Annotated in this window: 17 protein-coding genes; 16 read left to right on the forward strand and 1 reads right to left on the reverse strand. The window is 45.5% G+C overall.

Annotated elements, in window-relative coordinates:
- Positions 1 to 88: 88 nt before the first annotated feature.
- Entirely contained in the window at positions 89 to 1690 is a 1602-nt protein-coding gene (locus tag L7D49_RS16980; RefSeq protein ID WP_238083091.1) for a gamma-glutamyltransferase family protein, read from the forward strand.
- Positions 1691 to 1738: 48 nt separating this feature from the next.
- On the opposite strand, the gene L7D49_RS16985 is transcribed toward L7D49_RS16980, so the two are convergent.
- Positions 1739 to 3700, reverse strand: a complete 1962-nt coding sequence (locus L7D49_RS16985; protein WP_238083092.1) for a methyl-accepting chemotaxis protein — start codon at positions 3698 to 3700, stop codon at positions 1739 to 1741.
- Positions 3701 to 3868: 168 nt separating this feature from the next.
- Here L7D49_RS16985 and L7D49_RS16990 point away from each other — a divergent pair, with 168 nt between their 5' ends.
- The 15 genes from L7D49_RS16990 to L7D49_RS17060 all read left to right on the forward strand — a co-directional run bounded on the left by L7D49_RS16990 (position 3869) and on the right by L7D49_RS17060 (position 19755).
- Positions 3869 to 4576 carry a gamma-glutamyl-gamma-aminobutyrate hydrolase family protein gene (locus L7D49_RS16990; protein ID WP_238083094.1) on the forward strand — a complete coding sequence of 236 codons (708 nt, stop codon included), beginning with the start codon at positions 3869 to 3871 and terminating at the stop codon, positions 4574 to 4576.
- A gap of 83 nt (positions 4577 to 4659) precedes the next feature.
- Positions 4660 to 5952, forward strand: coding sequence for a globin-coupled sensor protein (locus L7D49_RS16995; RefSeq protein WP_238083096.1), 1293 nt, complete (start codon positions 4660 to 4662; stop codon positions 5950 to 5952).
- A gap of 138 nt (positions 5953 to 6090) precedes the next feature.
- Positions 6091 to 6459 (forward strand): flagellar protein FlaG, encoded by a 369-nt coding sequence (gene flaG, locus L7D49_RS17000; RefSeq protein WP_238083098.1) that lies wholly within the window; start codon positions 6091 to 6093, stop codon positions 6457 to 6459.
- A 15-nt stretch (positions 6460 to 6474) separates the two neighbouring features.
- On the forward strand, positions 6475 to 7956 hold the full coding sequence (locus L7D49_RS17005; protein WP_238083100.1) for a flagellar hook-associated protein 2: 1482 nt from the start codon (positions 6475 to 6477) through the stop codon (positions 7954 to 7956).
- Between the two features lie 60 nt (positions 7957 to 8016).
- The gene (gene fliS / locus L7D49_RS17010) at positions 8017 to 8418 is read left to right on the forward strand and encodes a flagellar export chaperone FliS (RefSeq protein ID WP_238083102.1); all 402 of its coding nucleotides are present in this window, start codon (positions 8017 to 8019) and stop codon (positions 8416 to 8418) included.
- 11 nt (positions 8419 to 8429) lie between these two features.
- Positions 8430 to 8768 (forward strand): flagellar protein FliT, encoded by a 339-nt coding sequence (gene fliT, locus L7D49_RS17015; RefSeq protein ID WP_238083104.1) that lies wholly within the window; start codon positions 8430 to 8432, stop codon positions 8766 to 8768.
- A 200-nt stretch (positions 8769 to 8968) separates the two neighbouring features.
- A complete protein-coding gene (locus tag L7D49_RS17020) occupies positions 8969 to 10447 on the forward strand; it encodes a methyl-accepting chemotaxis protein (protein WP_238083106.1) in 1479 nt (492 codons plus the stop codon).
- A 64-nt stretch (positions 10448 to 10511) separates the two neighbouring features.
- The gene (locus L7D49_RS17025) at positions 10512 to 10892 is read left to right on the forward strand and encodes a PilZ domain-containing protein (protein WP_238083108.1); all 381 of its coding nucleotides are present in this window, start codon (positions 10512 to 10514) and stop codon (positions 10890 to 10892) included.
- 124 nt (positions 10893 to 11016) lie between these two features.
- Positions 11017 to 11580 carry a ribosome hibernation-promoting factor, HPF/YfiA family gene (gene hpf, locus L7D49_RS17030; RefSeq protein ID WP_238083112.1) on the forward strand — a complete coding sequence of 188 codons (564 nt, stop codon included), beginning with the start codon at positions 11017 to 11019 and terminating at the stop codon, positions 11578 to 11580.
- 700 nt (positions 11581 to 12280) lie between these two features.
- Entirely contained in the window at positions 12281 to 14785 is a 2505-nt protein-coding gene (gene secA, locus L7D49_RS17035) for a preprotein translocase subunit SecA (RefSeq protein WP_238083114.1), read from the forward strand.
- Positions 14786 to 14864: 79 nt separating this feature from the next.
- A protein-coding gene (prfB, locus tag L7D49_RS17040; RefSeq protein ID WP_238083196.1) for a peptide chain release factor 2 occupies positions 14865 to 15966 on the forward strand; the annotation gives its coding sequence in 2 pieces (ribosomal slippage) (positions 14865 to 14936 and positions 14938 to 15966; 1101 coding nt in all).
- Positions 15967 to 16208: 242 nt separating this feature from the next.
- Positions 16209 to 16556, forward strand: coding sequence for a cytochrome c551 (cccB, locus tag L7D49_RS17045; protein WP_238083116.1), 348 nt, complete (start codon positions 16209 to 16211; stop codon positions 16554 to 16556).
- Between the two features lie 327 nt (positions 16557 to 16883).
- Positions 16884 to 17570, forward strand: a complete 687-nt coding sequence (gene ftsE, locus L7D49_RS17050) for a cell division ATP-binding protein FtsE (RefSeq protein ID WP_238083118.1) — start codon at positions 16884 to 16886, stop codon at positions 17568 to 17570.
- The gene (gene ftsX / locus L7D49_RS17055; RefSeq protein ID WP_238083120.1) at positions 17560 to 18444 is read left to right on the forward strand and encodes a permease-like cell division protein FtsX; all 885 of its coding nucleotides are present in this window, start codon (positions 17560 to 17562) and stop codon (positions 18442 to 18444) included. The genes ftsE and ftsX overlap by 11 nt, the downstream gene beginning before the upstream one ends.
- A 27-nt stretch (positions 18445 to 18471) precedes the next feature.
- The gene (locus L7D49_RS17060) at positions 18472 to 19755 is read left to right on the forward strand and encodes a murein hydrolase activator EnvC family protein (protein ID WP_238083121.1); all 1284 of its coding nucleotides are present in this window, start codon (positions 18472 to 18474) and stop codon (positions 19753 to 19755) included.
- Positions 19756 to 19777: the final 22 nt, after the last annotated feature.

A 19777-nucleotide genomic window follows, 5' to 3' on the forward strand; every position in this document is an offset into this window, starting at 1 on the left:
TAGTCGAAAATAAACTATATCAACCTGCTATATTTTCCTTTATAATTAAAATAATCTAAACATTTCATCTGTCACTGGGGGATTTCAAATGGACTACTTGTACAACCCGTACTCGACGATTCGCCATGCGGCTTTCGCCCGAAAAGGGATGGTCGCGACGTCGCAGCCGCTTGCCGCGCAAGCAGGAATCGAGATCATGCAAAAAGGCGGGAATGCGATAGATGCCGCAATTGCGACTGCGGCGGCACTGACTGTGGTGGAACCGACTTCAAATGGAATTGGGGGAGACGCCTTTGCGCTAGTTTGGATGAAAGATGAATTGCATGGCCTTAATGCATCTGGTCCAGCACCTGAAAGGCTGACGCTGGAAGCAATGAGAGAAGCGGGGTATGGAAAGATTCCGACATACGGATTTAAACCTATTACGGTGCCGGGCGTACCGAAAGCGTGGGCAGAGCTGGCAAAACGTTTTGGAAACCTTCCTCTTATCGAATCGCTGGCCCCGGCTATTCGTTATGCGGAAGAAGGATTCCCGCTGACACCGATCCTCGGTAAATATTGGCGTATAGCCTACAACAAATTCAAGGCGCAGGATTCCAGTGAATTTGACGATTGGTTCAAAACGTTCGCCACGGATGGGCACCCGCCTGCGACTGGGGACATGTGGAAGTCGCCGGGGCATGCGAAGACACTTCGATTGATTGGTGAAACAGATGCCGATGCCTTCTACACCGGTGAATTGGCGGATGCAATTGATGCTCATGTTGCCGGCCATAATGGCTATTTGCGCAAATCTGATCTCGCAAAGTATAAAGTGGAGTGGGTCAATCCAATATCGACAAATTACAAAGGGTACGATGTGTGGGAGATTCCTCCGAGCGGCCAGGGGGTCGTGACGCTGATGGCACTTAATATATTCTCAGAATTAAGCCCGGCTGTTCCAAATACAGTAAAAACGCTGCATGAACAGATCGAGGCAATGAAGCTGGCATTCGTTGACGGGAAGGCGTTCATTACCGAAGAACGAGATATGCCCATTAACGTGGAGCATTTATTATCAACGGAATACGCAAAAAAGCGTGCGCAACTCATTACAGACCGCGCGGCAGTACCCGAGCCATATGATTTGCCGAAAAGCGGCACGGTTTACTTGGCTGCTGCGGATGAAGAAGGGAATATGGTGTCTTTCATCCAATCGAATTATATGGGGTTCGGCTCCGGCATTGTTGTGCCGGGAACAGGCATCGCATTGCAGAACCGGGGTGTCGACTTCTCGCTCGATCCGAGCCATCCGAATGTGCTGAAGCCAGGTAAACGTTCGTTCAATACGATCATCCCTGGATTTTTAACGAAAAATGGACAGGCAATCGGGCCATTCGGGATAATGGGCGGGTTCATGCAGCCGCAAGGGCACTTCCAGGTCGTCATCAACACGATCGACTATGAATTGAATCCGCAAGCGACGCTCGACGCACCTCGTTGGCAGTGGATTGTAGGAAATAAAGTCCATGTCGAGCCGAATTTCCCTAACCACTTGGCGCAGGCGCTCACCCGCCTTGGCCATGAGATTGTACCGACGCTCGACAACGGTTCGTTCGGGCGTGGCCAAATCATTTGGCGAAATCCGGAGACAGGCGTGCTCGCAGGCGGGACGGAGTCAAGGACGGATGGGACGATTGCGGTTTGGTGAGTAAAAAAGAGAAAACGCCAGGACATAGTTGTCACTGACGCTTTGCTCTTACACTGTAAATCGTTCAATCGCCGTGTTCAGCTCTTCACTTAATTCTGTTAAGGTTACGGCTGAAGCAGTCACGGTTTGAATGGCTCGCAACTGTTCGTCTGTTGAAGCGCTCACTTCTTCGCAGGCTGCGGCTGTTTCTTCGGCTGTCGCAGCCATCGTTTGAATGGTTTGGGCCACTTCGTTTTTCAACAGGGCAACTCGCTCAATTTCGTTTAATACAGATTGGATGGAGACTTGCATCGTTTCCATAAGACTTGAGAGATGATTGAAAGTCAACTCGGTTTCTTGGACGACGCCTCCCTGCAGTTTAAACGCGGAAATTGTTTCTTCTAATTGTCTAGACGTATTTTGTGAGCCGTCCATCAGTGCTTGAATTACATTTTTCACTTCATCTGTGGCTCTGGTTGATTGTTCCGCCAGCTTGCGGACTTCTTCTGCCACAACGGCAAACCCTTTTCCGTGTTCACCGGCCCGTGCCGCTTCAATGCTTGCATTTAGGGCGAGGAGGTTGGTTTGGGTTGAAATACCTGTAATGGTATCCATAATGCCGCCAATTGCCGCCACTCTATCATTCAGTTCATTGAAACCGTCAACCATAGCACGGAATTGTTCTGCAGAAGATGTAAACGAATTGTTTAAACCCATCATTTGAACTTGTCCATCTTCATTCATCGTTTTCGTTTGACCGGCAATTTGAGCCATCATTTCTGCTTTCTTGATAATCTCATTAATTTGCATCCCTAGACCTTCCGCCCGTTCTGCCACCATCTCAGAGTCTTCTGCAGATTTTGCGGCGCCTCCTGCAATCTCGGAAACCGCATGAGCTACTTCAGCACTGGATGCACTTGTCTCTTCAGCTACTGCACTTAGATTTTCTGAACTGGACCGGACATTTCCGGCAGTTAATCGGACAACTGAGATAATGGTATTCATCTCATCAATCATTGTGTTAAAGTTGGCACTAAGCTCACCAATTTCATCTTTAGACTTACTTTCAGACCTCACAGTCAAGTCACCCTTTGCCACAGTATCCATTAACTTGCGTAATCGGCCGATCGGTTTTGTCATCTGCTGTACCGTAAAAAATAATGCGGACAATATGATGGCTAATGTGATGACCGCAATGATGAGCATCGAATTGCGCAAGGATGTTGCCAGTCCGTATACTTCACTTTCATTGTACACTGCACCTACTTTCCACCCGAACACAGGCATTGTCGTATAGACATTAATCTGCTGCACGCCTTTTTCATCAGTGAAATGAGTTACACCAGCTTCTTTTTCATAGAGCGCTCGAACGTCAGGAAGATCCATTAGATTCTCACCGGCTTTAGTCGAATGAGAAATGGCGGTCCCGGTTTGATCATACAGCACGGGGTAGCCTCCATAGCCAAGATCAACACTTGAAAGTTCCTCTTGAACAGCGGCTAGTTGGATGTCAAGAGCTGCAACACCAACCAACTTGTCTTGGATCACAACCGCTTTCGAAGCGGTGATGACAAAATCTCCAGAGGCTTTGTCCAAGTAAGGCTCAGACCAATGAATTGTCTGCGGAGAAGCAGCGGCTTCTTGATACCACGATCTGGTTGTTGGATCAAAGCTGTCGCCGAGATCACTGTGGGGAACGATTGTCAGTTCCCTTTCAGTTGATGCGAAATACACAGCAGACGCGCCGTGGTAGGAAGTTAGAAATTGAGAAAAGGTACGTTCCATTTCTGCGGATTCATTGTTATGGAAGAAGGCTGAATTCACAAGGAAGTCCAATCCCTTTTCATATTGCAATAAATAATTGGTAATGCCGTAGCTCATTTCTTCCACTATGGGAGAACTGGCCTGAATCATGTTAACGGAGGATTGCTTCTTCGCTTGGTCATTCGTCATAAAAGTCATAAGGGATATGCCCAAAATAAATAGGAGTGCGACAGTAAAAGTAATTTTCATTTTAATGGATTTGAACATAGGATAATCCTCTCTAAAAGTAGTTACTCTATTATTTCGTCATCACATGAAGAAGTTTGAATAGTTATAGGGGTTGTAAAATATACCATTTTGAAACGTCCCCTACGGTGCTGATATGCGAGCAAGTCAACATATACTCATGTAAAAAGGATTGGAGTTGATTCACAAATGAAACCATTGATTGGAATCACGACGGATCTAACAGAAGGGCCGAAACAATTTCTTCATGATGCGTACATACATGCCATTATTCAAGCAGGGGGGGTGCCGCTTCTCGTTCCAGCTGGAGTTGGACAGGATGTGAAGCGAATTGAGGAATCACTGGATGGGTTAGTGCTGTCAGGAGGGGATGATGTTGATCCTTATTTGTTTGATGAAGAACCACATGCGAATCTTGGCAAAGTGACGCCTGAACGCGATGAAATGGAAATGGCCCTGGCACGGCAATTTTTGAATGCCGACAAGCCAATATTAAGTATTTGTAGAGGGATGCAGCTATTGAATATCGTCTGCGGAGGAACCGTCTATCAAGATCTAACAGCCCAGCACGCAGGGCCATTGATTCAACATAAGCAACATGCTGCAAAAAGCCATGCTTCCCATGCTGTTTCGCTTACAAAGGATAGTATATTGCACCAACTTGCGGCGCGGGTTGAAATACGTGTGAATTCATTTCATCATCAAGCTGTCTGCGATGTGGCTAGCCCTTTTGTGATAACTGGACGGTCAAAAGATGGAGTGATTGAGGCGATGGAGAGTACAAAGCATCGGTTTGTCCTAGGTGTCCAATGGCATCCAGAAGAGTTATGTGCGTCTGGAGACCCAATCTCCCGACGATTATTTGAAGTTTTTATTAAAAAGTGTTCAAATCTGTAATAAATTCCATAGAATTAGTTCAACTATCCTAATAATTAGTCGATGAATAACGTAAGAAGTATGATTTTCGAGAGGAGATACGGATGAAGATTAGCGATCGGCTTTCAAATGGATTGTGGGATAATCAAGGGTCTGGTGAGATAGATAAGTGGGTACCAAATTTTAATGGAATGGATCATCATTTTGAAGTTATCGGTCTTTCACGTTCGGATTTAGAGGAAATTAAACAGCTAGGTGTCCTATTAGAGCCCTATTTGGATGAGGTACTCCTCCAGTTCGTTACCAAGCTACAAAGCATTCCAGATGTCGGGGAATTCATAGAAGAGAATTGTTCGATGGAAGGTTTGACGATGCAACTGACGAATCAGGTAAAAGATATGCTGAATGGGGAATTCGAAAAGGACGCTTTCCGAAAGAGATTGATTGCAGGGAAAGTTCAAGATAATAATGGCATGCAGCCGCAATGGTATTGGGCGTCTTTCCATATGCTGCAAAATGGATTAGTTGATCTGATTTCCAATATGATGGTGAATCGGGAGGATGCGAGCCACTATATTCGGGTTCTACTGAAGGTTTTTAATTTGAAACAACAGCTAATTTTAAGTGAATATCATGCCCAATCCGTTCAGGGAATCCAAAGCAAAAATGACAGAGTGAACAAGGAAATCAAAACAGACATCGGAACGACAAGTGAGAACCTGCAAGTGATCAGTCAACATGTCCAGCTAGCCATGAGAAAAGTGAAACAGCAAGGGGAGCAGGCTGCCAGCGCAATGGAACAGTCCGAAAGAAATTCGTCTGCAACGCAGCTGTTAGCAGTCGCCGGGCGAGAAGAGACCCAGCGGCTGGGGAAAGAAATGCAACAAATCAAATCCCGTATTTCTGACGTGCAGCAGTTGTTTAGAGTAGTGAAAGAATCTTCTTGGGAAGTCATCGAAATCATCGACATCGTAAAAACGATAACGGACAATATTAATTTATTGGCCCTTCGGGTAGAGGCCGAAGCCATCCCATTTATTCCTAGGGATTTGAAGAACGAGCGAGTCGCACAGGAAATCCGGAACCTGTCAGACGAAACGAGAGAATCCATCTTTCGCATGATTCAGTTAATCCGCCTGAATCATCGGTTCATGGACGGAATGGTCCAGACACTAACCATGGCAGACGAACAAATGGAAGTTGGATTGGAAAGCTCCAGACAAACGAAGGGTACCTTTAATGAAATCATCGCGGGAATGGACGAGAACTTGCATCTGGTGGAGGACACAACAGCGGCCATTGAAATGCTTCTGGAAGAGATGAAGGAGTATCAAGCCGTCATCGAGAACATCGCAGTGACCGTTGAAGAACTGAACGAAACCGCAAGCCGGTTATAAACCCGATGTGAACCAGACCTCGGGTTTTTGGCCGTATTCGAAAAGAAAAGCCAATTTTCCTGCCCGTCCTCTCAACTTCATCCAAAACAAACCGATACATACAATAACGAAGTTCACAAGTACAGGAGGATTGGGATTATGGTTGGACGCATTGGAGGAAGCACCGTACCGCAAATCGGTTCAAGTGCAGAAAGTGCAGCGCCAGAAACAAATTTCATGGTGGAGGAAGTGCAAGCCATCTCCGCACAAGTACAGGAACGAGCCAGCAACGAACAGCCACTGCCCGTTGAAAAAGCACAGCAAATGACGGACAGCATGAACAATTTTCTGGAGAGCGTCAACACCCAACTGCGCTTTAAACTCCATGACAAACTGAACGAATACTACGTAACGATCGTCGACTCAAAAACAGACGAAGTCGTCCGCGAAATCCCTTCCAAGAAACTCATGGACATCTACGCCGCCATGAAGGAATTTGTCGGACTACTCATCGACCACAAGATTTAAGGGGGACTAAATGATATGCGAATTGGTGGACTAGCATCCGGAATGGATACGGAATCAATAATAAAGGATATGATGAAAGCGAATCGTATACCTTTAGATAAGATTACACAAAAGAAACAATATTTAGAGTGGCAGTTGGATGATTACCGAGCAGTGAATCGTCAGTTATTCAATTTTAGCCAAAATACGTTTGATAATATGATTCTTTCAACGAACTTTAATCAAAAAACGGTAACCGTTTCATCTCCTGATGATGTGGCAATCAAGAATATTTCTTCTTCTAGCGAGTTTTCTGGTACGATTGAAATTCATCAGTTGGCTAAGAATGCTACGATGCAAGGGACAGAAATTGCTAATGCAAAAGGCAATTCTGACAGTCTAACGCTATCTGAATTGGGAATAAGTACAACTAGAATAACTATTAATGCCATTGATAAAAATGGTAAAATGCCAACAGAAGCTATAACGCTAGATTTTGATTCATCAAAGGACACAATTAAGTCGGTTATAGAAAGAATTAACAAAGAAACAGGAGTCAATGCTTTTTTTGATTCGTACACTGGGAAGATTGGAATCACAGCAAAAAATAGTGGCGATATTCAAGGGGGAAGTGAAATTGTCATTTCGGGTACCTTGGCAAATGATTTAGGAATTACTGGTGCATCGAATAATGGTCAAAATGCTGATTTTACATTCAATGGACTCAGAACTCAACGCTCGTCAAACACTTTCCAAATCAACGGTTTCGAGGTCAATCTAAAACAAGTTACCGCGGGGAAAGTGGTCACATTTAATTCCTCTCCAGATACAGACAAAATCTTCGATTCCATTGTAAAATACGTCGATGATTACAATAAGATGATAGAGGATTTGAACAAACAAATTCGAGAACCTAAATACCGTTCATTCCAGCCGCTATCAGCAGAGCAGAAGAAAGAAATGAAAGAAAAAGAGATTGAGCTTTGGGAAGAGAAAGCAAAAAGCGGTACACTTCGAAACGACTCAGACATCTCTAGTATGTTGACAAAGATACGAACTGCATTGTCTTCAGCAGTAGGAGATATGAGTTTGAAAGACATAGGCATAACTACATCTAATAACTACTTGGATCATGGGAAATTAGTTATTAATGAAGATAAATTGAAAGAGGCAATTACTGCAGATCCATCTAAAGTACATCAGTTATTTGCAAAAGAAGTCGTCAAGGATGCAAATGGAAAAGTGACAGACCCAGGTGGCCTCGCCCAACAATTACGTACTATATCTAATGATACTCAAAAATCAATCTCCGATCGTGCAGGTAAAACAGGGGCGGTAAACAATACATTTACCCTCGGTCGAACACTTGACGATATGAATAAACAAATCGATCGATTTGAAGAGCGTCTTAAGATGACTGAAAACCGTCTTTGGAAGCAGTTCACCGCGATGGAGAATGCAATCCAGCGTGCAAATGCACAATCGGCGAACATGATGAATATGTTTGGTGGACAGTAAGGACTAGTGAAATAATGTATTCCTTTTCTCTAGGAATCCCTTTAAAGGAGACAAGCAATAATGGCAATAAATAATCCATATGCAACGTATCAGAACAATTCGGTGAATACGTCGACACCTGGTGAGTTGACGTTGATGTTATATAATGGCTGTTTGAAATTTATTCAACAGGCGAAGAAGGCATTGGATCAAGGGAATATCGAAGAGAAGAACACGGCGACGCAAAAGGCGCAGGCCATCGTTTCGGAACTGATGGTGACGCTGGATACTTCGGTTCCGGTCGCTGGAAATATGATGATTTTGTACGAGTTTGTCAACAATCGTCTCTTGGAAGCAAATATTAAAAATGATGTGAACTACTATGACGAAGCGGCTTCCATCATCACGGAATTCCGCGATACGTGGAAGCAGGTTATTCAAATTAACCGGCAAAAACAATATGCCCACACGGATGAAGTATGATCCGGCCGGCGATGAAGCGGTGGCAGGATGTGTCGAAGGAGCTCCTGCTCGCCACTGCTCAACTGGAGGAAGATCAGCGGGATTCGATCATTGACACAGTGGAACGGCTGCTCGATGAGCGCGATATATTGCAAAGAGAAATGTTCCCTCCTTTTACGCCGGAGGAAGAAGTGGCAGGACGTGATTTGGTCGCCTTGGAAAAGCAGGTTCTTCAATCGCTTACCTTGTATTCCAAACGGATCCGTGCAGATATTTCGGCAACGCAATCCAAGAAAGAGCATATGAAAAACTATGTTAATCCCTATGGGAAAGTGACACGTGACGGTAGGTTTTATGATACAAAGCAATGAACTAAACAAGACTGTGACTTGGGTTTTCCAAGAGCGCAGTCTTTTTTGTGTCCGGTTCCTTGTAGGACGACTATTTTATAATTTGCAATAAATGTTAATGGGAGTAACCGACTATATGAATGGTCATTCACCGATGATACGATAGACATACTAGTGGCATTGAAACTGGAGTATGGATCATATGGTAAGGGGGAATGGCCATGATGGCAGTGGAAATGGGGGAGTCCCTTCAAAGGGAGCAATATGGCAAGAAAAATTTCATTCTGTTTGCGACGCTTGGCGCATCCAGTTTTATTGGAACGCTGTATTATTTATTGACCGGTCAGGACACTTTGAAAACGATCAGTATGGCAATACCCGTCACGGTTGCAGTCATTTTATTCGTTTTGGCCAGCCGTTCAAAAGCGATGGAAACCATCTTTCCGTGGGTCGTTATCGGATGTACAGCAGGCGCCGCGCTTTTTAATGGGTGGATTGGCGATCCATCTATTGCCACAGCGGGCATCGCATTCTTTATTGTCGGCATCACGAGTGTCCATGTGTCAATTGGGCTTATGGGGTATGGATTCACGCTAGCGCTTCTTGTGCTCGTCACTTTTTTAGTCCGCTATCCATATCAAGAACAGTTGGCGACGAGCAAAGGAAGTTTAATTCTTGTCTTTCTGCTGCTTGGGATTGGGTTGTTCATTCAAATCAAGCAGGCGAAAAAACTGGAACTGCAAGTAGGGAAATTTACCGCTGAGCAAAGGATGCGGGCGGAAGAGGAAGAACGGAAGCATCACAAGTTGAATGCAGAAGTCGCGCTGGTGGCAGCTGATTTGAATCATATTGGAGAAACGGCCAAGCGGCATTTGTCGGCACAGCACGAACTGCTCGAAATCATGGATTCTGTCGCCGGTTCTGTGGAACAGGAAGCGACGCAGATTACTTCGATTGCACATAATGCGGAGCGGATGAAGAATGAGGTAATCGAGATGCAAAGGGAAAGCGATTCAATGCGTGACGCGTCTTTGCAGCTGCAAGAACAATCCACGGACATTGTGGCGGTCATACAGAGCGTCCGCTCCGGCATCGAGTCGGTTGGGACGGCCCTTGAAGCTTTACATGGCTCATTCGATACGCTAACGGCAAATATCGGTAAAACGAATCAGCTGGCAACCTCCATTGCAACGATAACGGAGCAGACCAATTTGTTGGCACTGAATGCTTCCATTGAAGCAGCCAGGGCAGGAATCCATGGGAAAGGGTTTGCCGTTGTGGCTGAAGAAATCCGGAAGCTCGCTGCCATGACCGCTACAACTTTGTCGGAAATTAATATGAATTTAGCGGACGTGAACAAGGTGAATGGACAATCCCGCACGGCATTGGCAGACAGCACGGAAAAACTCCATTCACAAGTACAGGTGACATTACAGGCAGAAGATCGTATCAAGGGGATGCACGACACGTTAGAAACGTTCCATGGGCAATTTGTAAGGTTTGATTCCAAAATGAAGGGAATTAGGAATGAAACGACTGTCATTGGCAATATGATGAAGGAATTCGCCGATTTGCTGGCGCAGTCGAGTGCTGCCCTGGAGGAAGTGAATGCGACGATTCATACGACGGTAGCCGATAATGAGCAAGTTGTGGAAACGTTAGTTGGAACAATGGAGAGAACCAATCGATTATTGAATTAGCAAGAGTGTCAGAAATGATAATTAATTTTACATTTGCTATACTGAGGATAGAAGGTTCGTAGAAATGGAGCGGGTCGACATGCAGTACAAGCGGACAGAATATTTCAGGCACACATTCGATGAACCGATCGAAGCGGAATTCCGGCTTTTGGTCGGGGAGCATCATTCGAAAGCGTCCAGTCCGGGTGGGTGCCAGCTGATGGATATTAGTTCGGGCGGTGCCAAATTATATACGGAATATGACATTCCGATTGAATTGCATGAGGTGGACCTTCGCTTGCGATTTACGCTCTATGAACAGCCGATTGAGCAAGAAGGCAAGATTGTTTGGAAGAAACGGTATCAAAACGGTTATCAGTATGGCTTTGATTTCTTAGAACAGCCGTTGAATGCCCGGTTGATTGTCGATGAATTGAAATTACGTGTCAAATCCGGACGGAAGTGAATGGGGTTCGGACGTAATTTCGTCACAATTCGACATCTTTCTAAAAATCTTTTTAGTTTAAAGAAGGACTTCAAGGGCAATATGGAGAAGTATATATCAACGGATAAACAAAGGAGGAGTTCATATGCTAGACTTTAACATCCGCGGGGAAAACATTGAGGTAACACCAGCTATTCGGGAATATGTCGAAAAGAAAGTGCTGAAGCTGGAACGTTACTTTACTGAAGGTGCAAACGCAACAGCGCACGTCAATTTGAAGGTCTACAACGACAAGCAAACAAAAGTGGAAATCACAATTCCGATGAAAAACTTGACGTTGCGTGCGGAAGAACGGCACGACGATATGTACGCTGCGATCGACTTGATTGTCGATAAACTCGAGCGCCAAATCCGTAAGTATAAAACTCGGGTGAACCGCAAATTCCGCGAACGGGAAGGCGTCGCTGCTTTCTTACAAACCGTGGAAAGAGAGCGCAATCAGGAAGAAGAGCAAGCGTCTGACGAAGGTGACTTCCAAGTCGTCCGCACAAAGCAGTTTGACCTGAAACCGATGGACCAAGAAGAAGCAATCCTCCAAATGAATATGCTTGGCCATAACTTCTACATCTTCACAGATGCAGAATCTGACGGTACTAATATCGTCTATAAACGAAAAGACGGCAAATACGGTTTAATCGAAACGAATTAACATTCCAGCCTCCGGAGAGATCCGGAGGTTTTTTGTTGGAATCAAATTTGATTTAACATGATGCATGACGTTCATCCGAAGTATCTGGTGTTCAGCAGAGTTTATTGGGGTTCTAACAGATTATCTGGCGTTCAAACGGATAATCTGGCGTTCACCATGGTTATCTGACGTTCAAACGGATAATCTGGTGTTAACCCCGGTTATTGGCGTTCAAAATGATTAATTGGCGTTCAGTGCGAGTTATTGGCGTTCAAAATGATTAATTGGCGTTCAGTGCGAGTTATTGGCGTTCAAAATGATTAATTGGCGTTCAGCGCGAGTTATTGGCGTTCAAATCGATTAATTGGCGTTCAGCGTGAGTTATTGGCGTTCAAAATGATTAATTGGCATTCAACGCGAGTTATTGGCGTTCAGCACAAGTTAATGGCGTTCAAACCGATAAATTGGAGTTCGCCACGGTTTATCGGCGGTCGAATCAATCAACGGGCGTTCTGCAAAAAATACTGGCATTCATCCAAATAATCTCGCATTCCCGCGCACACCCTCCTCCAACAGTCACTCCAAAAACAACACCCACGCACCATCAACCCCCTCGAAACCACAAAATACCAAAGTCACGGCCCGGAAAACCGTCCATCATTTGCACCATGCTTTTTACAATGGTAAAATGAAGGGTGAACTTAATGAGGATGTGACCTATATGCTTGGCGTATTGAATAAAATGTTTGATTCCAATAAACGAGATTTGAAACGGCTTGAAAAAATTGCAGATCAGGTAGAAGCACATGCAACGGAGATGGAGCGTCTATCCGATGAGCAGTTGAAAGAAAAGACGAGAGAATTCCAGGAACGGGTGGCGAACGGCGAGTCGTTGGATGCGATTCAACCAGAAGCTTTTGCGACGGTTCGCGAGGCGTCTCGTCGTGTGCTTGGGATGTATCCGTTCCGCGTGCAGATCATGGGGGCGGCTGCCCTGCATGAAGGCAATATTGCAGAGATGAAGACCGGGGAAGGGAAGACGCTGACGTCGACGCTTGCGGTTTATTTGAATGCGATTGAAGGCAAAGGCGTTCATGTCGTAACGGTCAACGAATATCTGGCGAGCCGTGATGCGAATGAGATGGGACAACTGTATGAGTTCCTTGGCTTGTCGGTCGGACTCAATTTGAACAGCCTTTCGAAAGAAGAAAAACGCGAGGCATATGATGCGGATATTACGTATACTACGAATAACGAGCTCGGCTTCGATTATTTGCGGGATAATATGGTGTTGTATTCGGAGCATAAAGTACAGCGCCCGCTTCATTATGCCGTCATTGACGAAGTTGACTCGATTTTAATTGATGAAGCACGGACACCGCTCATCATTTCGGGGCAAGCTTCCAAATCAGCGGAGCTGTACCGTTTGGCGAATCGTTTTGTCATCACGTTGAAGAAGGAAGAGGATTATTCGTACGATGAATCAACGAAAGGCGTTGTTCTGACGGAGTCCGGTGTGGATAAAGCAGAGAAAGCTTTCGGCATCGAAAACCTCTTTGATTTGAAGCACGTAACGCTTAACCATGCGATCAACCAATCGTTGAAAGCCCATGCGAGTATGCATATTGATGTGGACTACGTCGTGCAGGAAGGCGAAGTTGTTATTGTCGACTCCTTCACGGGACGTTTGATGAAAGGCCGTCGTTATAGTGATGGGCTTCACCAGGCGATTGAAGCGAAGGAAGGCCTGGAAGTTCAGAATGAAACGATGACACTTGCGACGATTACGTTCCAAAACTTCTTCCGGATGTACGACAAGCTGGCCGGTATGACTGGTACGGCGAAAACGGAAGAAGAGGAATTCCGTAACATTTATAATATGAATGTTATTGCTGTTCCGACGAACCGTCCGATTGCGCGGGATGACCGTGCAGATTTGATTTACGCGACGATGGAAGGAAAGTTCAAAGCGGTCGCCGAGGATATTAGAGAGCGCCATAAGAAGGGGCAGCCTGTCCTTGTCGGTACAGTGGCGATCGAAACTTCGGAAATTATTTCGAACTACTTGAAAAAGTACGGGATTCCGCATAATGTATTGAATGCGAAGAACCATGGCCGGGAAGCCGAAATTATTTTGGAAGCCGGTCAGCCGGGTGCTGTCACGATTGCGACGAACATGGCCGGACGTGGTACGGACATCAAGCTTGGTGAAGGTGTCCAGGAACTTGGCGGCCTTGCGGTTATCGGGACAGAGCGGCATGAGTCCCGCCGTATTGATAATCAGCTCCGTGGTCGTGCGGGACGGCAAGGGGATCCGGGGATCACGCAATTCTACTTGTCTCTTGAAGACGAATTGATGCGCCGGTTCGGTTCCGACCAAATGAAAAATATGATGACGAAGCTCGGTATGGATGATTCCACGCCGATTCAGTCGAAAATGGTGTCGCGTTCTGTTGAATCCGCCCAGAAACGGGTGGAAGGCAATAACTTCGATGCGCGGAAACGGTTGCTTCAGTATGATGATGTCCTTCGTCAACAGCGTGAAATCATTTACAAGGAGCGGAACGAAGTGCTGGAGTCCGACAACATCCGCGAAGTGCTTGAAAACATGCTGCGTAACGTAGTCGACCGTGTGATCGCTATGCATACTGATGACAACGGCACAACGTTGAATGTGAAGGGCTTGGAAGACTTCCTTGGCGCGAATCTGCTGCCGGAAGGACGCATTACTGCGGCTCAAATAGAAGGCAAATCGATCGAGGATGTCACGGCTCTTATTAATGACGCTATTACCGAGCGGTATGATGAGAAGGAAGCCGAAATGTCCGAAGAGCGGATGCGTGAATTTGAGAAAGTCGTTCTGCTTCGCGCGATCGACTCGAAATGGACTGACCATATTGATGCGATGGATCAGCTCCGCCACGGTATTCATTTACGTGCCTATGGCCAGACCGATCCGCTGCGTGAATACCAGTCGGAAGGTTTCGCGATGTTCGAAGAGATGGTTACATCCATCGAAAATGACGCTGCGAAATATGTCATGAAAGCGGAAATCCGCAACAACCTGGAGCGTGAGGAAGTAGCGAAAGGGCAAGCTGTCAATCCGAAAGAGGATGGCGAAAAAGTAACGAAAAAACCGGCTCGCCGGGCTGTCAATATTGGACGTAATGATCCATGTCCATGCGGCAGCGGCAAAAAATATAAAAACTGTCACGGGACTGCATAACCAGTCCGTGGCTTGATGAGAGGAGCGGCGGCTTGATCCGCTGTTTCTCTGAACTTTATTTTCAGGAGGAACTTTTATGATGGAATTATCCGATGTTCGCAACGAACTCGACAAAACAGCTAAGAAATTAGCGGACTTCAGGGGGTCTCTTTGACTTAGAAAACAAAGAGGCACGAATTCAGGAATTGGATGAGATCATGCTGGAGCCAGGATTCTGGGATGACCAGGATTCTGCGCAAAAGGTTATTTCAGAGTCCAATGCATTGAAATCCACAGTTGGAGACTTCAATGAATTGAACGATACGCAGGAAAATCTCGAAATGACGCTTGAACTGCTGAAAGAGGAAGCGGACGAAGAGCTGCAGGCAGATCTTGTTGCAGAGTTGAAAGACTTCAAGAAGAAGATGGAGGACTTCGACTTGCAAATGTTGCTGAGCGATGAATTCGACAGCAGCAATGCCATCCTAGAAATTCATTCTGGCGCAGGCGGCACCGAGTCACAAGACTGGGCCTCCATGCTACTCCGTATGTATACGCGCTGGGCAGAAGACCAAGGGTACAAAGTCGAGACGCTTGATTACCAAGCAGGGGATGAAGCGGGCGTTAAATCGGTTACCCTTTCCATCAAAGGCCATAATGCGTATGGTTATTTGAAAGCGGAAAAAGGAGTTCATCGCCTTGTTCGGATTTCACCATTTGACTCGTCAGGACGCCGTCATACCTCCTTCTCATCTGTAGAAGTGATGCCGGAATTTGATGGGGATATTGATATTGAAATCCGCACGGAAGATTTGAAAATTGATACGTACCGTTCCAGCGGTGCGGGCGGCCAGCACGTCAACACGACAGATTCTGCTGTCCGGATTACGCATATTCCGACTGGTGCCATTGTTACATGCCAGACGGAACGTTCTCAGATCAAGAACCGTGAACGTGCTATGAACTTGCTGAAAGCGAAGTTGTATCAATTGAAAGTGGAAGAGGAAGAAGCGCGTCTTGCTGAAATCCGTGGCGAGCAAAAGGAAATCGGCTGGGGCAGCCAAATCCGTTCCTACGTATTCCACCCGTACTCCATGGTAAAAGATCACCGTACGAACGAAGAGACAGGAAATGTCGGCGCTGTAATGGATGGCGAAATCGATCCATTTATCAACGCCTATCTCCGTTCTAAAATTTCATAAAAAAAGCCGTCTTTCTAGTATGGCCTTAAAACGTAAAAAGCGCACCCTGGTGCGTTTTTTATTTTTTGGTAATACCGAATGGGTTTTAAATTTGGACAAATGTGTATAGTACTAGATGAAGGAGTCGCTGTCGATTGTCATGAATTTGATAAAAATCAGGCGCTTCCACAGACAGACACACTTCAATCCTTTGGTATACTTAGGAATGAAAGTACATCATTAGACGATAGGAGGAAAATCAATTGAAAAAGCAGCTATTTGGTGTCATGTTAGGCGCTGTACTTGTACTCGGTGCATGTGGCGGCGGTAACAAGACGGACAATAACCAAGGTGCGACGGGTACGGAAAATGGGGCAACTTCTTCAGTTGACGCAGAAAAAATCGTCAACAGCAACTGTACGACTTGCCACGGAGGAAACTTGGAAGGTAAAGGCGCGGCTCCGGCACTCGCTAATATCGGTTCTGAGCTTTCACAAGATGAAATCCATGACATCGTCGCAAACGGCCAAAACGGAATGCCTCCATTCAAAGGCACTTTGAGCGATGAAGAAATCACAGCTGTCGCTAAATATTTGGCTGACAAGAAATAAGAATGAAGAAGAAACCGTAACGCAACGGCGCGTTGCGGTTTTTTTTTGAGGAGAAAAATAAATAAAAGTAGAAAGGTTTTATGGGTAAAAATCATATTATTAATAATACAAATTTATATTACAATTCAATCCATCCCTGTAATATACCGAAACAGCCTGCTGCAAAACCCGACGGAAATTGGAGAAAAATGGAGTTCTCTTTATTTCACACCAAGTCATCTGGAAGATGATTTGAAACATATCTGTAATACTTAGCCGTCCCAGTCATGTTATAATGGGCATGTTGAGTGAAAAAAATGTAGATAACAATTACCAGGTGGTTTTAAAATGATTGTGATGAAAGATGTATACAAGAAATACCCGAATGGTGTCGTTGCAGCAAATGGCATCAATGTCGAAATTAACCGCGGCGAGTTCGTCTATGTCGTTGGACCGAGTGGCGCAGGGAAATCGACATTTATTAAAATGATGTACCGCGAGGAATCACCGACCAAAGGTGATATTCTGATCAACGGCATCAATTTGGCTACGCTGCGAAATAAGCGCGTACCGCTGCTAAGAAGGCAGATTGGCGTCGTATTCCAAGACTTTAAATTACTTCCTAAATTAAATGTTTACGAGAATGTGGCGTTTGCACTCGAAGTAATCGAGGAATCGCCGAAAGTGATACGCAAGCGTGTCAATGAAGTGTTGGCGCTTGTCGGATTGACACAAAAAGCGCGGATGTTCCCGAATGAATTGTCCGGCGGGGAGCAGCAGCGCGTTTCCATTGCAAGATCGATTGTCAACGTACCGAAAGTCGTGATTGCGGATGAGCCGACAGGTAACTTGGACCCGGATACATCGTGGGAAATCATGAAGATTTTTGAGCAAATCAATGCACTTGGCACGACGATCGTCATGGCAACCCATAATAAAGAAATCGTCAACACGATGCGCCATCGCGTCATTGTCGTTGAAGGCGGAATGATCACCAGAGATGAAGATGAAGGAGTTTATGGTTATGAAAGCTAGAACGATGGGCCGGCATGTGAGAGAAAGCCTCAAAAGCCTGGGTCGGAATAGCTGGATGACCTTTGCTTCTGTAAGTGCTGTTACGGTTACACTGCTGTTGGTCGGTGTGTTCATTGTCATCATGATGAACTTGAATCAATTGGCGGACAACCTTGAAAATGATGTCGAAATCAAAGTCATTGCAGATCCTGCGGCTGATGAAACGGCCGTGAAAGAATTGGAAAAACAAGTACGCTCCACTGCGGGCGTCGAGGAAGTCGTCTATTCTTCGAGGGATGAAGAATTGGACAAAATGATCCAGTCGTTCGGGGATGAATTAAGCCTCTACAAACAAAGCAACCCGCTTGGTGATGCTTTGTATGTAAAAGCGAAAGATCCTCATGAAACTGCGGCAATCGCCAAGAAAATCGATACATATGACTATACGTCCCAAGTCGTTTACGGCGAAGGCAAAGTCGAGAAGCTTTTCAAGGTGCTGAACATGAGCCGCAATATTGGAATGGTTTTAATTTTGGCTTTATTGTTCACGGCGATGTTCCTGATCTCCAATACGATTCGTTTGACGATCGTGGCGCGAGGCCGGGAAATCGAGATTATGAAGCTCGTAGGAGCGACCAATAGTTTTGTGCGCATTCCGTTTGTTCTTGAAGGCATATGGCTGGGGGTTCTTGGATCAATCATCCCGATGGCCGTCATTTCCTTCTCGTACTATGAATTGTACGCGCAATGGGAGCCGAAACTGCAAAACGAATTGTTCCAGCTGTTGAATGCAATGCCTTTCATTCTACAAGTGAACGGCCTCCTGTTATTCATGGGTGTATTCATCGGAATGTGGGGCAGCTTCATGTCTGTACGCAAATTCTTGAAAGTCTAAAGTTCAATGTTAGGGGGAACTCGGAAGTTGTTGAAACGTAAATGGGTATTGAGTAGCTTCATCGCCATTTTGGCCCTTTCCACTCTTCTCGGTGGAACGGGTGCATTGGCGAGCACATTGAAAGATTTGAAACAGGAACAGAAACTGAATGAACAGAAGAAAAAGAACTTGAACGCCACGATTGAGAATAAAGACAAAGCGATCCAATCGACGCGCAGTGATATTCAGAAATTCCTGGACCAAGTAGCTAAAGTGAACCGGGAAATTAAAGAAACGAATGACAATATGAACCGTGTCATTGGGAAAATCAATAAAACACAAGATGAGATTGATTCATTGAAAGCATCTATTAAAGATCTTGAGAAAAAAATCGCTGAGCGTGATGAAGTGCTCCGTGAACGGGTTCGCGCCATGCAGGCGAAAGGCAACAACGTCAATTATATAGACGTACTGCTCGGTGCAAATAGTTTTGCTGACTTTATCGACCGGTTTTCCGCGGTTACTACATTGATGGATGCAGACCGTGACATCATGAAACGCCAAAAAGAAGACATCGAGCAGCTAGAGAAAGAAAAAGCGCTCGTTGAGAAAAAATTGGCAGAGCTTGAGCAAAACAAAGCACAACTGGAAAAACTGAAAGCACGTCTTCTTGATAAGAAAAAAGAGAAGCATAAAATCATAGATCAGTTGGAAGCGGAAGAAGAGCGTTTATCGAAAGAGAAAAAACAAGTGGAAGACGAATTCCACGAGGCAGTTGAAATCGGAGCGGACCTTGAGAAAAAGGTAATCGCTGAGCAGAAACGGGCTGCTGAAATTGCCCGGAGAGAAGAAGAGCGCAGACGGAAAGAAAGAGAAGCGGCTCGCGCAAATTCCACTAAAATCCCTCCGGTTTCGGACGGATTCTGGACAAGACCAGCGAGTGGTACGTTTACGTCATCCTTCGGCTGGCGAGTTCACCCGATTTACGGTACGAAGCGTCAGCATAGAGGCGTGGATATTGCGAATTCCATTGGCACGCCAATTGTCGCAGCAGCAGATGGAGTCGTTTCCTTTGCAGGCCAAATGGGCGGTCTCGGCAATTGCGTCATGATTACCCACTCATCGGATGGTCAAATTTTGACGACTGTCTACGGACATATGTCACGAATCGATGCACATGTCGGTCAAGTCATTGATAAAGGAACACAAGTCGGTGCAATTGGCACGACAGGCGCGTCGACAGGCCCGCATTTGCACTTTGAAATTCATGTTGGCAACTTCTCGGCTTCTGGTCCGAGTGCTGTTAACCCACTTCGCTACGTTTCATTCTAATAAATACTACAATCCGTCTCTT

Origin of the sequence: Sporosarcina cyprini (assembly GCF_022048975.1) — a bacterium.
In the GTDB taxonomy this organism is placed as follows: Bacteria; Bacillota; Bacilli; order Bacillales_A; family Planococcaceae; genus Sporosarcina; species Sporosarcina cyprini.